The organism is Arthrobacter sp. C2, assembly GCA_024207135.1.
Classification (GTDB): domain Bacteria; phylum Actinomycetota; class Actinomycetes; order Actinomycetales; family Micrococcaceae; genus Paeniglutamicibacter.
In genome coordinates this window covers 816,675-832,145 of sequence record CP042428.1, presented here as the reverse complement: position 1 = coordinate 832,145, position 15,471 = coordinate 816,675, and the positions used below count along the sequence as shown (strand labels likewise).

Genomic DNA, 15,471 nt, shown 5'->3' with positions numbered 1-15,471 from the left:
TCATGGCCGACAAGTACCTGGAACTCGTGAACTCCGGCTTCACCAAGAAGCTTGCCAAGTCCCTCGGCGCCCCGCGTCCGGCGATCCTGCGCCGCTACGCACCCGGGGCCCCGTTGCTGCCCGGACCGCTGCTGCTGCTCGGAAACTCCTCCGCCGCCCAGGACCTGGCCGACACGCTGCTGGGCTGGGGCCTGGATGTGCGCCGGCACGCCTCCGGCGAGAGCCAGCTCGGCGGGATCATCCTGCTGCTCGACGAGCTGGCGGACCCCGCCGAACTCTCCGAGCCCATGCTCGCCGCCGGCGCGGCGCTGCGCCGGCTGGCCCCCGGCGGACGCGTGGTCTCCTTCAGCCGGCCCGCGCTGGACACCGACGCCCCGGCCGTGGCCGCCGTGCGCCAAGGCATCGACGGGACCATGCGCTCCCTGGGCCGGGAAATGCGCGGCGGTGCAACAGCCAACGGCATCGTGCTCGCCGAGGGCATCTCGGTCACCGCCCCCTCCGCACTGGCTGCCCTGCACTTCCTGCTCTCCGGGCGCAGCGCCTACGTAGACGGCCAGTTCATCGCCGTCGACTCGGTCGACGGGACGCTGCCGGAGAGCTTCGACAAGCCCCTGGCCGGGAAGGTCGCCGTGGTCACCGGCGCGGCGCGCGGCATCGGGGCGGCCATCGCGCAGACGCTGCACCGCGACGGCGCCACCGTAGTGGTGGTCGATGTCCCGGCCGCCGGGGACGCGCTGGCAAGGGTCGCCAACCGGGTTTCCGGCACCGCCCTGCAGCTGGACGTGACCCGCGCCGACGCCGGGGAAAAGATCATCGAGCACGCACGCTCCCGCCACGGGGCACTGGACATCGTGATCCACAATGCCGGGATCACCCGCGACAAGCTGCTGGCCAACATGGACGCGGTCCGCTGGGACTCGGTCATCGCGGTGAACATCTCCTCGCAGCTGGCCATGAACGAGGCGTTCCTGGCCGCCAAGCTGCCGGGGCTGCGCATCGTCTCGCTGGCCTCGACCTCCGGCATCGCCGGGAACCGCGGACAGACCAACTACGCGGCCTCCAAGGGCGGGGTCATCGGCATGGTGCGGGCCTCCGCGGCCGCATTCGCCGCAAACGGCGGCGGCATCAACGCCGTGGCTCCCGGTTTCATCGAGACCGACATGACCGCGAAGATCCCGTTGGCGACCCGCGCCGTGGCGCGGATGCTGATGCCCTCGCTGATGCAGGGCGGGCTGCCGCTGGATGTGGCCGAAGCCATCGGATTCCTGGCTTCTGATGCGGCCGCCGGCATCAACGGGCGCACCCTGCGGGTGTGCGGGCAGTCGTTGGTGGGGGCATGAGCGCCCGCGAACGGGTCGTCCTGGATGCCGCACCTTCGCTGGGCGCGCTCTACGCCAAGGCCGCCGGAAGCCGGCTGCGCGCCCTGCTGCCCGGCGGCCAGGCCGCAGGCGGCACGCTGCCGGAAATCGAGCACCGCCTCGAGGCCCTGGTGGCCGATCCCGCACGGCTGGTCGACTACCAGCGCCTGATGGGCGACACCGTGCGCGACACCCTGCCCAGCGTCTTCGTGCATGGCATGGTGTTCCCGGTGGCGATGTCGGTGATGGTGCGCGAGGACTTCCCGCTGCCGCTGCTGGGCATGGTGCACCTGTCCAACCGGGTCAACCACCTGCGTCCGATCCCCGCCTCGGCAACGCTCTCGGCCACCGCCTGGGCGGCCAACCTGCGCGAGCACCGCGCCGGCACCCAACTGGATCTCGTCGTCGAGGTCTCCGAGGGCGGCGAACCGGTGTGGCGCGGGGTCTCGACCTACCTGGCCCGCGGGATCTGGCCCGGCAGCCGGCCCGGCGCCCCCTCCGAGGCCCGGGCTCCCTTCACCATCCCGGCACGCACCGCGTCATGGAAGCTGGCCGCCGACACCGGGCGCACCTACGCGGCGGTGCTGGGGGACTACAACCCCATCCACCTTTCCGCCGCCTCGGCCAAGGCGCTGGGCATGAAGCGCGCCATTGCGCACGGGATGTACCTGGCCGGACGCGCACTGGCCGGCGCCGCGCCGCAGGACGCTGGCTACGACTGGGAGATCGAGTTCGCCACCCCGGTGTTCCTGCCCTCCACCGTCGATGTCGGCTACGAGGACCGCGGGGACCACATGGTCTTCAGCGGGTGGGGCGCACGCAGCGGCAAGCCGCACTTCTCCGGATCGATCACCACGCATCCGGACGGGCCTGCCTCCCGGGCGTAGAAGGCCGCGGCGCCTGCCGCCACGCCTTGGGTCCTCGACGCACGGACCGGTCGACCCAACTGGACAGGTCCACGACACGTCCTTCGCCGCGGCAACTGCCCGGGTCCTTCATGGAAGACTCGAGCCGTTGCCGGCCCACAGAAAAGGAAGCGCCCATGAACTTTCATAAACCAACAGAAGCCGGCGTCGAGGACTACGCGGCCTTCTTGCCGCCCGCCCGGAACCAGCGGCAGGTTTCCCCGGCGTCGACCTGGTGGTCCTGGCGGAGACATCGCGTCCACCTCTCCCGGTTGCGCAAGCCCGACGCCCCGGTGCGTCTGGTCGTCGTCCATGGTGCCGGCGCCCATGCGGCTGCGCTGTGGCCCGTCCCGGCCTGCTGGCTGACAGCGACGTGGACATCACCGCCGTCGACCTGCCGCTCTACGGCCGAACCCTCACCGCATCGCGGACCCGGGTGGTCTACGAGGACTGGATCGCCCTGCTGGCCGATCTCCTCGAGGCCGAGGACGACGGGCGTCCCGTGGTCCTGCTCGGGGCCAGCATCGGCAGTCTCCTCGCGGTGGAGGCCGCTGCCCGTGCCGGCGGCGTTGCCGCGGTCATCGCCACCTGCCTGCTTGACCCCCTGGAGCGCGAGGCGCGCGCGGCCATGACGCGGTTCGGGTCGCTCGCACTTCCCTTCATGCCGCTGCTCGCCCTGGTGCGCGGACCTGTGGCCCGGATTCCGGTCAAGATCTCCTGGATCGCCGATCTTCGAAGCATGGGGCGAGATCCCCTCTTGGGGCGGCTCTGCGCCAGGGACCGGCGCGGCGGCGGCGCCTGGCTGCCCCTGGGGTTACTCGCCTCGTACCTGAGGCACCCGCACACCGCGGCACGAACACGGGCGGTCACGGTGCACCTGATGCATCCCGAGCTCGACGCGTGGACGCCGGCGGCGCTGAGCGAGGGAACCCTGCAGGCCTTGCCCGGTCCCACGGTCAGCCGGCTGTTGCGCGGATGCGGCGATTTTCCCTTCGAGGAGCGCGGGCTGCAGGATCTGCTCGATGGGCTCGAGGAGGTACTGGCCGACGCGGCATCGGCCACCGGCCAACCGTGAGCGGGTCCCCGGCGGGGGCGCGCTAAGGGGCGGGGGAGGTGCTTGACCTGTCCGCGCTGCGCTGCGCGATGGCACCGGCATAGGACGACAGCGCCGCGGCGGCGGTTTTTTCCCAGCCGTGCCCGGCGGCGAAAGCGGCGGCCTGGGTGCCCAGCCGCCGGCGCAGCGGCGCGTCGGCGGCAAGCTTCGCCAGTGCCACGGCCCAGGCGGCGGGCTCGGCGCCATCGACCAGGATTCCGGTGTGCCCGTCCCGCACCGCGTGGGGCAGCCCCCCGACGCGGCGGGCCAGCACCGGGGTGCCGCAGGCCTGCGCCTCCAGCGCCACCAGCCCGAAGGACTCGCTGTAGGAGGGGACCGCCACCAGGTCGGCGCAGCGGAACGCCTTGGCCAGGTGCTCCGCGGGCATCGGCAGCGAGAACCGCACCAGGTGCTCCACTTCCTGTGCCTCGACCAGCTTCTGCAGGTCCAGCTCCTTGGCCCCGGAGCGCGCACCAATCACCGAAAGCTTCACATCGAGGTCCGGGCGTTCACGGGCCAGGATCCCCAGCGCCCGCACCAGGATCTGCGGGCCCTTGAGCTTCTGGATGCGCCCGGCAAAGACCACCCGCAAGGAACCCGGTGCGCTCTCGCGCTGCTCGCACACCCCGGGGTGGAAGGTCGACAGGTCCACGCCCGGCTCCACCACGTCAAGCGCCGCGGGTTTTGCACCGTAGAGGTGGATGAGCTCCTCGACCTCCACCGGGGTGTTGGCGGTGAGCCGGTCGGCCTGGAGGCACAGCAGCATTTCCCCGCGGATGCGGGCGGCGGACTCCTCGGTGTGCGCCGAGAGCTTCTTGACCTTGCCCATGGTGTGCATGGTGTGCACCAGCGGCACGCCCCATGCATCACGTAGCTGCAGCCCGACGATCCCGGAAAGCCAATAGTGGGAATGGATCGCGTCGTAGGGTCCGAGGCCCGAGGCATAGTCCTGGATCGCCGAGGCGGCTTCCGGCAAGTGCCCGGCCAGTTCCTCCTTGGCCAGCTTCCCGGGCGGGCCTGCCTGCACCTCGTGGCACACCACGCCCGGGGCCATGTCGGTGGCCCTGGTCTCGGCGCCGCGGACGAAGACATCGACTTCCACCCCGAGATCGGCCAGTGCGAACGCCAGGTGCCTGATGTACACGTTCATTCCGCCGGCATCCCCTGACCCGGGCTGTTCCAGCGGGGAGGTGTGCAGTGAAATCATCGCGATGCGCTGGGGGGTGTTCGTGGGTTCGGACATCGGTGCTCTGCCGCCTGTAAACGAGAAATGTGCGATCAATGCGGCCGCCGTTTCCCGACATGCTCGGGAGGTGGCGGCCCAACACCTTCATCCTACGCAACAAGCCCCGCCCCGGATCATGGCCTGCCACGGGCCCGAAATCCACGATTTCCCCCTTCGGAATATGACCCTGCTCACAAATAGCGGCCCCGACTGCATGTTTTGGCTCCGAAGCACGCAAATAGCCTTGTAAACACGGGGTTTTCGGGGCGGGGAACCGCCGAATTGAAGTGTGCCCCAGACCCGTGCTAGAGTCTTATCTCGCCGCGGACAACGGAAACAAAGTTCTTCACGAACTTCCTCCGGTGCAGCGGCCACCAGCGAGGGTGGCGGAATGGTAGACGCGCTAGCTTGAGGTGCTAGTCCACGTAAGTGGGTGGGGGTTCAAGTCCCCTCCTTCGCACAGACAAACCCCCGATCGGATGAGAATCCGGTCGGGGGTTTTCTCGTTCCCGGCAAACGCCCCCCGCGCCACGACTCGTGGCGCCTCGCCCTCGCCTGCGTGCGCCGGTCTGGATAGGGTGGGGGAACCAGGTTTCGTCACGAGAAGGCAGAAGGATTCCCCCATGTCAGCTGCGCAGAGCACCCCGGACATCGTTGTTGCCGAGGACGAGGTCGCCGGCATTTGCCAGGCGCTGATCCGGATCGACACCACCAACTACGGCAACAACGAGGGCGCGGGGGAGCGCAAGGCGGCCGAATACGTCGCCGAACTCATCCACGAGGTGGGGCTCGAGGCCACGGTCCTTGAATCGGCCCAGGGCCGCGCCAACGTCGTCACCCGCCTCGAGGGCACCGACAAGTCCCTGCCGGCACTGATCGTGCACGGGCACCTCGACGTGGTCCCGGCGTTCAAGGACGAATGGTCCGTGGACCCCTTCGGCGCCGAGATCAAGGACGGGATGATCTGGGGCCGCGGGGCGGTGGACATGAAGGACATGGACGCGATGATCCTGGCGGTCATGCGCCAGATGCAGCGCACCGGCACCCGCCCGCGCCGCGACCTGGTTTTCGCGTTTTTCGCCGACGAGGAAGCCGGCGGCGACTACGGCGCGCGCTGGATGGTGGAGAACCACCCCGAGCTCTTCGAGGGCGCCACCGAGGCCATCAGCGAGGTCGGCGGCTTCTCCGCGACCATCGACGGCAAGCGCGCCTACCTGCTGCAGACCGCCGAGAAGGGCATCGCCTGGCTCAAGCTCACCGCGAACGGGCGGGCCGGGCACGGCTCACAGATCAACGAGGCGAACGCGGTGACCCGGCTGGCGGCGGCCATTACCCGCATCGGCGAGCACGACTGGCCGATTTCCTACACCGACACCACCCGCGCCTTCCTTGAGGGTGTTTCGGGGATGACCGGCATCGAGTTCACCGAGGACAACCCGCAGGTGCTGCTGAATGAGCTGGGCAACGTGGCACGCTTCGTCGGGGCGACCCTGCAGAACACCGCCAACCCCACGGTGCTCTCCGCCGGGTACAAGCACAACGTGATCCCCGGGTCCGCCGAGGCCCTGCTGGATGTGCGCACGCTGCCCGGGCAGCACGAGGCGGTCATGGAAACGCTGCGCGCCCTGGCCGGGCCGGACGTCGAACTGTCCTCGTTGCACCTGGACCGGGCGCTGGAGGTTCCCTTCGCCGGGGGACTGGTCGATTCCATGGTCGCCGCGCTGAATCGCGAGGACCCGGAGGCCGTCGTGCTGCCCTACATGCTCTCCGGCGGCACGGACAACAAGTCGCTCTCCCGGCTGGGCATCACCGGCTACGGCTTCGCCCCGCTGCGCCTTCCGGCCGAACTGGACTTCACCGGCATGTTCCACGGCGTCGACGAGCGCGTCCCGGTCGACTCGCTGAAGTTCGGCACCCGGGTCCTGCGCGACCTGTTGACCACCTACTGACACCCTCCCGGGCTATGCCCGCCGAGGCCGGTGACCGGCCGCCGCGGGATGATCCACACCCCCAGCAACAGGAAAGCGAAGCGAAACCCACGTGAAGACGATTGACCAGGTGCTCGGCACCGACATGCTCGAAGGATTCCGGGCACGTGCCGGAGGCTACGACGAACAGAACACCTTCTGCACGCAGGACTTTGCCGAACTTGCCGAGGCCGGGTACCTGCGGGCCATGCTCCCGGAATCCCGGGGCGGCTTCGGCTGGGGCATGGAAACGATGACCGCCGCCCAGCGCCTGCTCGGCTCCTACGCCCCGGCCACGGCACTGGCCGTGAACATGCACCATGTCTGGTGCGGGGTGGCAACGCTGCTCGCCGCCCGCGGAGACCACCGGCTGGACATGGTCCTGGACTGGGTGCAGGCGGGGGAGGTCATGGCCTTCGGGGTCTCCGAGGCCGGCAACGACCAGGTCCTCTTCGACTCCGTCACCCGGGCCGTGCCGGCGGCCGACGGTTCCTACGCCTTCACCGGCACCAAGATCTTCACCTCGCTGGCCCCGGTCTGGACCCGGCTGGGGGTCTTCGGCAAGGACGAAAGCGGCCCAGAGCCGAAGCTGGTCCACGGTTTCCTGCACCGGGATGCGCCGGGCATCGAGATCCCGCAAAACTGGAACACCCTGGGCATGCGGGCCACCCAATCGAACTCGACCGTCCTCACCGGGGCCCCGGTGGCGGCCGAGCACATCCACAGCACCCTGCCGGTGGGCCCGGTTCCGGACCTGCTGGTCTTCGGCATCTTCGCCTCGTTCCTCTCGCTCACCGCCTCGGTCTACGTGGGGCTGGCCGAGCGCGGCATGCAGTTGGCCGCGGCCAACCCGGTGCGGCGGAAATCGCTGAAGAACGACGGGCGGACCTATGACCAGGACCCGGACATCAGGTGGCAGGTAGCCAACGCCGGGATGGAGATCCTGCGGCTCGACGCGATGCTGCGGATGACCACCCGCGACCTCGACGACCTGGTGGATCACGGGGGATCCTGGTTCCCGCGGCTGGTCACGCTGCGCACCGCGGCCGGGGACGCGGCCCGCTACTGCATCGATGTCGCCGCCAAGGTCTCCGGCGGCGGGCAGTACTTCCGCGGTTCGGAGCTCGAGCGGCTCTACCGCGACGCGCTGGCCAGCCTCTACCACCCCTCGGACGCCGAGTCGGCGCACTCCACGGTGGCGTCCTGGTTGCTGGGGCCGGTCAGGGAGTAGGCCGCGAGGGCACCGGGCGATCTGAAGCACTGGGAAGGGCCACGCACGGCAGGGGCCCCGGCATCGACCGCTGCCCTGCCGCCTCCTTCAATGCGGCCAGCTGCAGCACCGACGCCTACGCAAGGAACCTTTCAATCCTCCACTTCCAGGAGGGACTGGTGGGGCCGGCACCGCTTGACGAGGGCTTGGCGTGGGGGATTCCGGAGGAGCTTTTCGGTGCCGTTTAGTCGATCGATCCGCTCGAGGCCGGCGAACGGATCGGTCGGTACATCTCGCGGCAGGTCGACAACCTCCCGGACGGAAAGCCCGCAGCGGTCTCCAGCGAGCCTGCCTGCCTCGCAAGGTCCTGACCGGGCTTGATCCATGGGCGGGACGTTTCCTGCCGACCGCCGGCGTTGATCGTCCGCGGGGAAGCTGCGCAGCTCAGGCGCGGATGTCAAGGGTCGGCTTGACCCGCATGATGCGCCTGCGCATCCAGTACTTCTGCCCGCCGCCCTCGTAGAGGCAAGTGCGCACCAGTTCCCACTTGCCGTATTCGGAGTGCTCCCGCACCGCGGCCCGGGCCACCGACCGGTGCTCGCCGGGGCGGGCGGTGATGACCAGGTATTCGAAGCGGTGTCCGGGGTCCCCGGGCATCGCCTCGAGGGGGCTTGGTGCCGTGATTTTCTTTTCGATCATGACCCTGTCCATAGTGTGGCTTGTGCATGTAACGTCGAACACATGAGTACAGACCCGCGTGTTGCCCTCAGTGTATTGATCAGCTGCCTCGAAGAACACCTTTCGGCGGTGGCGGCAAAGCGCGGTGCCCAGGACGCCTCGATCAGCGCGGCATTCCTTGCCGTGGCAGACGCCTACGAGGAGTACGAGGACGCACTGTATGAGTCCTACGAGGAGTTCCTGCCGCTGACCGTGGTCGACGAGGACGACGACAACGACCCCTACGACGAGGACGGGCCGCTTCAGGGAAGCGAGCAATAGGACCGGGACACGGCCGGTGCGCCGAACCGGTACCAGGGTGCCGGTGGCGGCCCTCGGCGGGTGGGACCACGGTATTAACTTCGCCTCACCGTGGAGAGCCAACGGGCCTCGGTGCGCCTTGGTGAAGTAGTGTCGGTACGTGAATTGGTTTGAAGCGGCATTCCTGGGGCTGATCCAGGGTCTGACAGAATTTCTCCCCATCTCTTCCAGCGCCCACTTGCGCATTGTCGGAGAGCTATTGCCCGGTGCCTCCGATCCCGGCGCGGCGTTCACCGCGATCACGCAGCTGGGCACCGAAACCGCCGTGCTGGTGTTCTTCTGGAAAGACATCGTGCGGATCATCGGCGCCTGGTTCAACGCATTGCGCGGCCGGATTCCGCACAGCGACCCGGACGCGAAGATGGGCTGGCTGATCATCGTCGGTTCGATCCCGATCGCGGTGCTGGGCCTGCTCTTCGAAGAGCAGATCGACACGTCCTTCCGCTCCTTGTGGATCGTGGCGACCACCCTGGTGGTCTTCGGCCTGATCCTGGCGGTCGCCGACTACTACGGCAAGCAGGACCGCGAGCTGGCCTCGCTGACCCCCAAGCACGGCATCCTCTTCGGCTTCGCCCAGGCACTGGCCCTGATTCCCGGGGTCTCGCGTTCCGGCGGCACCATCACCGCGGGGCTGTTCATGGGCTACACCCGCGGCGCCGCGGCCCGCTACTCGTTCCTGCTGGCCATCCCCGCGGTCTTCGCCTCCGGGCTGTACAAGCTGGCCAAGTCCTTCGACGAGCCCGGCGTGTACTCGCTGCCGCAGACGGGCCTGGCAACGCTGATCGCGTTCATCGTCGGTTTTGTCATTGTCGGCTGGTTCCTGAAGTACGTTTCCTCGCACAGCTACAGCCTCTTTGTCTGGTACCGCGTGGCCCTGGGCCTGGCCCTGTACCTGCTGCTGGGCTTCAACGTGATCAACGCCTAGCAAACCCGGCCCCGAATCGTGGAATAAGCGCGGGGTCCTTTGGACTTGTTCCAAGTAACTGCATTGCGCCCCGGCCTGTTCCGGGGGAAAACCTAAGAGAAAGGACGCCCCGTGCTTGCATGGTCCGCGCCCACCGTCCCGCACGTTCCGGGAAACGCACCGATCCTGGCGGTGCACGACACCGCCAGGCAGCGGCTGGTTGACACCGCCCCCGCCGAGAAGTCCGACGCACCGGCGAGCATGTACGTCTGCGGCATCACCCCCTACGACGCCACCCACATGGGGCACGCCGCCACCTACGTGGCCTTCGATTTGCTGCTGCGCACCTGGCGCGACGCCGGGCGCGAAGTGAATTACGTGCAGAACGTCACCGACATCGACGACCCGCTGCTCGAGCGGGCCGCCGCCACCGGCATGGACTGGCAGGTGCTGGCCAAGGAGCAGACCGACCTGTTCCGCGCCGACATGGAGGCCCTGAACGTGATCCCGCCGAAGCACTACATCGGCGCCGTGGAATCCATTACCTGGCTCGTCCCGCTGGTCGAGGAGCTCGTCGCCAAGGACCTGGCCTACGCGGTGCCCGGTGAAAACGGGGAACCGGACGGGGACATCTACTTCGACGCCGCGGCCGCGGCCTCCGACGCCTGGGAGCTGGGCACCGTCAGCGGGTACGACCGCGAGACCATGCTCGGGTTCTTCGCCGAACGCGGCGGGGACCCGGCACGCCCGGGCAAGCGCGACGCCCTGGATCCCCTGCTGTGGCGCGTGGCCCGGCCCGGTGAACCGGAATGGGACGGCGGAACCTTGGGCGCCGGGCGCCCGGGTTGGCACATCGAGTGTTCGGTCATCGCCCGCCGCTTCCTGCCCGCCCCCTTCACCGTGCAGGGCGGGGGATCGGACCTGATCTTCCCGCACCACGAGTTCTCCGCCGGACACGCCGCCGCACTGGACGGCAAGGCGCTGGCGCAGTCCTACGTGCACACCGGCATGGTGGGCCTGGACGGCGAAAAGATGAGCAAGTCCCTGGGCAACCTGGTGCTGGTCTCCAAGCTGCGCGCCGCCGGCGTGGAGCCGGTGGCGATCCGCACCGTGCTGCTGGGCCAGCACTACCGCAGCGACTGGTTCTGGACCGACGAGCTGCTCGCCCAGGCCCAGGACCGCCTGGCCCGCTGGCGCGCCCGCATCGATTCCGCCACCCTGGCCGAGGCCACCGCGGTGATCACCCGGATCCGCTCGAGGCTGGCCGACGACATCAACGCACCCGCGGCCCTGGCCGTGCTTGACGCCTTCGCCGCACAGGACCCGGCCGAGGACGACGGCCAAAACGGTGCCGGCGGGCAGCTGCTCACCGATGCGCTCGATGCGCTGCTGGGCCTGAAGCTCTCCTAGCGATCCGTGCCCGCCGCTTCGGCAGCGGGCACGGAAACCGGAACGCGTCCCGCACCGCCACACCCCTTGCAGGGGCAGTGGCTGCGTGCGGGACGCGTTTTGCGTACCCCCGGGGCCTTGCGGGAACCGCTAGTCGGGGGTCCCGGGGGTGTCCGGCGTCTCGGGCGTATCCGGTGATTGCGGGGTCTGCGGCCCCCCGGTGGCAGGGTCGTTCCTGTCGGGCGATTCGTGTTCCTCGTGCGCCCCGGCCGCCCCGGGGCGGTGCCGGCGCTTGAGGTAGCGCTCGAATTCCCGGGCAATCGCCTCGCCGGTGGCCTCGGGCAGCTCGGTCTCGTCCTGCGCCTGCTCCAGCTGCTGCACATAGGCTGCCACGTCCGCGTCCCCGGTGGCCAGCGCGTTGACCCCGCGCTCCCAGGCCAAGGCGTCCTCGGTCAGCTCGTGCAGGTCCAGCGTCAGCGGCAACAGTTCCTCCACCCGGTGCAACAGCGCCAGTTCGGCCTTCGGCGAGGGCGGCTGCGCCACATAGTGGGGGACCGCGGACCAGATCGAGAGGGTGGGCAGCCCGGCGGCCTCGGAGAACTGGGCCAGCACCCCCAGGATCCCGGTCGGACCCTCGTAGCTCGCCTGCCCGGCGCCCAGGGCCTCGCGCACCTTCGGGTCGTCGGAAGAAATCGAGGCCTGGATCGGGCGGGTGTGCGGCACATCGGCCAGCAACGAGCCCAGCGCCACGACCCCCTGCACGTTCTCCTCCTCGGCGCGGGTGAGGATCTCGGTGATGAACGCCTTCCACCGGTAGGTCGGCTCCACCCCGCGCACCAGCAGCAGGTCCACCGGCGAGTCGGGCAGCGACGCACGGTAGATGCGGGTGGTGGGCCACTTGATGACCCGCTTGCCTGCGGCATTGCGGCGCACCTGCGGCCGGGAGAACTGGTAGTCGTAGTAGTCGTCGTCGCCGATGCCCGCGACCTTCACCGCGCCGGTGGCCGACTTGATGGTCTTCAGCGCCGAGCTTGCGGCGTCCCCGGCATCGTTCCATCCCTCGAAGGCCACCACCATGATCGCCGGGCGCAGGGGCGCGGGCGTCGCGGACGCTGCCACCAGCGAGGAAAGTGTCACTGGTTCATTCATATCTTCGCTCACATCCTCACCCTAGCGCGCGCACCGGTCGCCGGGGCAATGGCGCACACACTAGAATTGGCTCATGCCAACCCAGAATTGCGACCCCCTGCCCAGTGCTGCCCTGAACACCGAGATCCAGGGCGTGCTGTGGGACATGGACGGAACCCTGCTTGACACCGAACCCTATTGGATGGCCGCCGAGGCGGCCCTCGTGGCCGAATTCGGCGGCCGCTGGAGCGAAGACCAGGCCATGGCCCTGGTCGGAAACGCCCTGCCCGACGCCGCGGCCGCGCTGCAGCGCGCCGGGGTGGCCCTTCCCGAGCGCGAGATCATCGACCGGCTCACCGCCGAGGTCCTGGCCGGGGTGCGCCGCCACGTCAACTGGCGCCCCGGCGCCCTGGAACTGCTTGAAACCCTGCACCGGGCGAACATCCCCTGCGGGCTGGTGACCATGTCCGAGGAGCCGCTCGCGGCGCTGGTGCTCGAACAGCTGCCGCACCCCTACTTCGGCTTCCGCGTCACCGGCGACATGGTCTCCCGCGGCAAGCCGCACCCCGACCCGTACCTGCTGGGCCTGGACATGCTCGGGCGCTCCGTGGCGGATCTCGAGCCGGCCCGGGTCATCGGGCTGGAGGACTCGGCCCCCGGCATCGCCTCGGCCGCCGCCAGCGGCGTGACCGCTGTGCTCATCCCGCACATCGCCCCGGTCCCGGACTCCGTTGCCTGGCACCGATTCGGCTCGCTGGCGGAGCTGGACATTGAAACCCTGGGCACCCTGGTGTCCGCCGGGGCACGCACATGAGCGAAGCCGGCACCAAACGCGCGGGGATCCCGCTCGGTTCGATCTTCGGGGTCCCGGTCTCCCTGGCCTGGTCCTGGTTCGTCATCACCGGGGTCATCGTGCTGCTCTTCGGGCCCAACGTCGCAAGCTCCATCCCCGGGCTCGGCGCCATGGCCTACCTGGTGGCCTTCGCCTACGCGGTGCTGCTGGCCGTCTCGGTGCTCATCCACGAACTCGCCCACGCCCTGGTCGCCAAGTCCTTCGGCTGGCCCGGGGCGCGGATCACCCTGAACCTCTGGGGCGGGCACACCCAGTTCTCCTCCTTCAACGCCACCCCCGGCCGCTCGCTGGCCGTGGCGATGGCCGGGCCGGCCGCGAACTTCGTGCTGGCCGGGGTCGGCTACTCGCTGCTGCTCTGGGTGCAGCCAACCGGCGTGCTGTACCTGCTGTGGTTCATCCTGGTCTGGGCGAACCTGCTGGTGGCGATCTTCAACGTGCTGCCGGGGCTTCCGCTCGATGGCGGGCGCTTGGTCGAATCGGCCGTCTGGCGCTACACCGGATCCCAGGACCGCGGCACCATTGCCGCGGGCTGGGCCGGGCGCGTGTTGGTGATCCTGGTGGTCGGATACTTCGTGATCCGCCCGCTGACCCGCAACGAGCCCCTGGACCTGCAGGTGCTCATCGTCGCGGTCCTGGTCGGCGGCTTCATGTGGGTCGGCGCCTCGCAGGGCATCACCCATGCCAAGCTGCGCCTGCGCCTGCCGCTGGTGAAGGTGCGGGCCCTGATGGAACCGGCCACCGCCATCCGCCAGGACTCCACTCTCGCCCAGGTCGCCGCCCGGCTGGCCAGCCGCGGCGGGCGGGTCATCCTCGTCGACGAGGCCGGGAACCCGGTCGCGGTGATCGACGAGGAGGCCCTGGGCTCCATCGACCCCTCGCTGCTGGCCGGGTCCCCGGCGCTCTCCGCGGCCCGCGCCCTGGGACCGGGGGCGGTGGTCGACGCCAACGCCGACGGCCGCGCCCTGATCGGGTACCTGGCCACGCTGCAGGGCAGCGAGTACGCGGTCATCGACGAATCCCACCGCGTCATCGGACTGCTCTCCCAGGCCCGCATCGTCGCGGCCATCACCGGCAAGCCGCACTAGCCACGGCGCCGCCTCGCGGCCGCCACCGACGAACACCCACCAATCCAGAACGTAAGGACATTTCCACCCCCATGAGCGAAAAGCCAGCAACACCCCACGGGGCCGAGAACCGCCGCGGCCCCTTCCGCCCCGGCGACCGGGTCCAGCTCACCGACCAGAAGCGCCGGATCCACACCATCACCCTGACCGCCGGCGGGGAATTCCACACGCACAAGGGCGTGCTCTTCCACGATGCGCTGATCGGCGCCCCCGAGGGCTCCATCGTGGAGAACACCAACGAGGTCCGCTACCAGGCGTTGCGCCCGCTGCTGAAGGACTTCGTGCTGTCGATGCCGCGCGGCGCCACCGTGGTCTACCCCAAGGACGCCGCCCAGATCATCCAGATGGGCGACATCTACCCCGGCGCCCGCGTCGTGGAGGCCGGCGTCGGCTCCGGCGCCCTGTCGATGTCGCTGCTGCGCGCCGTGGGCGATTCCGGCTACCTGCACTCCTTCGAGCGCCGCGAGGAATTCGCCGACATCGCCCGCGGCAACGTGGACACCGTCTTCGGCGGCCCGCACCCGGCCTGGCAGATCTCCATCGGCGACTTCCAGGAGAAGGTCCTGGAAACCGAGGAACCCGGCTCCGTGGACCGCGTGGTGCTGGACATGCTCTCCCCGTGGGAGTGTGTCGACGCCGTGTCCACCGTGCTGGCCCCGGGCGGGGTGTGGGTCAACTACGTGGCCACCGTGACGCAGATGTCCCGCACCGTGGAGGCCATCCGCGCCACCGGGCTGTACACCGAGCCCGAGTCCTTCGAGACCATGGTCCGCGGCTGGCACGTCGAGGGCCTGGCCGTGCGCCCGGACCACCGCATGGTCGCGCACACCGCCTTCCTGATCACCTGCCGGCGCCTGGCCGACGGCGCCGTGGGCATCCCCGGCGCCAAGCGCGTGAAGGAACACACCTACTCCGCCGAGGACCTGGAAACCTGGACCCGCTCGCAGAACCCGGAGGCCTGGCACCACGAGGCCCTGGGGGAGCGCGGGGTCTCGGACCGCAAGCTGCGCCGCGCCGCCAAGGACGCCAAGTCGATGATCCAGCGCGGTTCGCTGCCCGCCGGCACCGAGCCGGATTCCGCGACCGACACCGGGCCGGAAACGCGCACCGAGGGCAACTAGCCCCGCGCGCCCCCGTGGCCGCGCGCCTTTCCGGGCCCACCTGCCCGCGAAGGTGCGCGGTCACATTTCGTTCAATCCGCCGCGCCCATGCCTAGGATGGAAGCAAAGAAAGGTGCCGGTTCACCCCGGCACCCGCAAACCCTCCGGATCAAGCGA

The 15,471-nt window shown here is 69.5% G+C and carries 14 protein-coding genes and 1 tRNA gene; 12 read left to right on the top strand and 3 right to left on the bottom strand.

What is annotated here, in order from left to right:
* The first annotated feature begins 2 nt into the window (after nt 1-2).
* From FPY90_RS03835 to FPY90_RS03825, 3 genes are all read left to right on the top strand, one after another.
* Nucleotides 3-1,340: a 3-oxoacyl-ACP reductase gene (locus tag FPY90_RS03835; RefSeq protein WP_498683915.1), complete on the top strand. Its 1,338-nt coding sequence runs from the start codon at nt 3-5 to the stop codon at nt 1,338-1,340.
* A complete protein-coding gene (locus FPY90_RS03830) occupies nt 1,337-2,245 on the top strand; it encodes a MaoC family dehydratase (RefSeq protein ID WP_498683914.1) in 909 nt (302 codons plus the stop codon). The genes FPY90_RS03835 and FPY90_RS03830 overlap by 4 nt, the downstream gene beginning before the upstream one ends.
* Nucleotides 2,246-2,636: 391 nt before the next feature.
* The gene (locus tag FPY90_RS03825) at nt 2,637-3,338 is read left to right on the top strand and encodes an alpha/beta hydrolase (RefSeq protein WP_498683913.1); all 702 of its coding nucleotides are present in this window, start codon (nt 2,637-2,639) and stop codon (nt 3,336-3,338) included.
* Nucleotides 3,339-3,360: 22 nt separating this feature from the next.
* Here the strand turns inward: FPY90_RS03825 and FPY90_RS03820 are convergent, their stop codons facing one another.
* Nucleotides 3,361-4,599 carry a glycosyltransferase gene (locus FPY90_RS03820; protein WP_071214979.1) on the bottom strand — a complete coding sequence of 413 codons (1,239 nt, stop codon included), beginning with the start codon at nt 4,597-4,599 and terminating at the stop codon, nt 3,361-3,363.
* Nucleotides 4,600-4,958: 359 nt separating this feature from the next.
* Between FPY90_RS03820 and FPY90_RS03815 the strand changes: the two genes are divergently transcribed.
* The 3 genes from FPY90_RS03815 (at nt 4,959) to FPY90_RS03805 (ending at nt 7,779) form a co-directional block, all read left to right on the top strand.
* A tRNA-Leu gene (locus tag FPY90_RS03815) sits at nt 4,959-5,041 on the top strand.
* A gap of 163 nt (nt 5,042-5,204) precedes the next feature.
* Complete coding sequence (locus FPY90_RS03810; protein ID WP_498683909.1) at nt 5,205-6,530, top strand: M20/M25/M40 family metallo-hydrolase; 1,326 nt, start codon at nt 5,205-5,207, stop codon at nt 6,528-6,530.
* A 124-nt stretch (nt 6,531-6,654) separates the two neighbouring features.
* Nucleotides 6,655-7,779 (top strand): acyl-CoA dehydrogenase family protein, encoded by a 1,125-nt coding sequence (locus FPY90_RS03805; RefSeq protein ID WP_071215188.1) that lies wholly within the window; start codon nt 6,655-6,657, stop codon nt 7,777-7,779.
* A 423-nt stretch (nt 7,780-8,202) separates the two neighbouring features.
* Here FPY90_RS03805 and FPY90_RS03800 read toward each other — a convergent pair whose 3' ends face one another.
* Nucleotides 8,203-8,457 carry a DUF5703 family protein gene (locus FPY90_RS03800; protein WP_071214981.1) on the bottom strand — a complete coding sequence of 85 codons (255 nt, stop codon included), beginning with the start codon at nt 8,455-8,457 and terminating at the stop codon, nt 8,203-8,205.
* A gap of 42 nt (nt 8,458-8,499) precedes the next feature.
* On the opposite strand from FPY90_RS03800, the gene FPY90_RS03795 reads away from it, so the two are divergent.
* The 3 genes from FPY90_RS03795 to mshC all read left to right on the top strand — a co-directional run bounded on the left by FPY90_RS03795 (nt 8,500) and on the right by mshC (nt 11,110).
* Entirely contained in the window at nt 8,500-8,757 is a 258-nt protein-coding gene (locus FPY90_RS03795; RefSeq protein WP_071214982.1) for a hypothetical protein, read from the top strand.
* A gap of 139 nt (nt 8,758-8,896) precedes the next feature.
* The gene (locus FPY90_RS03790) at nt 8,897-9,721 is read left to right on the top strand and encodes an undecaprenyl-diphosphate phosphatase (RefSeq protein WP_498683907.1); all 825 of its coding nucleotides are present in this window, start codon (nt 8,897-8,899) and stop codon (nt 9,719-9,721) included.
* 111 nt (nt 9,722-9,832) lie between these two features.
* Entirely contained in the window at nt 9,833-11,110 is a 1,278-nt protein-coding gene (gene mshC, locus FPY90_RS03785; RefSeq protein ID WP_498683906.1) for a cysteine--1-D-myo-inosityl 2-amino-2-deoxy-alpha-D-glucopyranoside ligase, read from the top strand.
* Nucleotides 11,111-11,239: 129 nt separating this feature from the next.
* Here the strand turns inward: mshC and FPY90_RS03780 are convergent, their stop codons facing one another.
* Nucleotides 11,240-12,238 (bottom strand): PAC2 family protein, encoded by a 999-nt coding sequence (locus FPY90_RS03780; RefSeq protein WP_071214984.1) that lies wholly within the window; start codon nt 12,236-12,238, stop codon nt 11,240-11,242.
* 73 nt (nt 12,239-12,311) lie between these two features.
* On the opposite strand from FPY90_RS03780, the gene FPY90_RS03775 reads away from it, so the two are divergent.
* The 3 genes from FPY90_RS03775 (at nt 12,312) to FPY90_RS03765 (ending at nt 15,315) form a co-directional block, all read left to right on the top strand.
* Complete coding sequence (locus FPY90_RS03775) at nt 12,312-13,031, top strand: HAD family hydrolase (RefSeq protein WP_498683904.1); 720 nt, start codon at nt 12,312-12,314, stop codon at nt 13,029-13,031.
* Nucleotides 13,028-14,155: a site-2 protease family protein gene (locus FPY90_RS03770; protein ID WP_071214986.1), complete on the top strand. Its 1,128-nt coding sequence runs from the start codon at nt 13,028-13,030 to the stop codon at nt 14,153-14,155. The genes FPY90_RS03775 and FPY90_RS03770 overlap by 4 nt, the downstream gene beginning before the upstream one ends.
* A gap of 71 nt (nt 14,156-14,226) precedes the next feature.
* Nucleotides 14,227-15,315 (top strand): tRNA (adenine-N1)-methyltransferase, encoded by a 1,089-nt coding sequence (locus FPY90_RS03765; RefSeq protein ID WP_071214987.1) that lies wholly within the window; start codon nt 14,227-14,229, stop codon nt 15,313-15,315.
* The last annotated feature ends 156 nt before the right edge of the window (nt 15,316-15,471 follow it).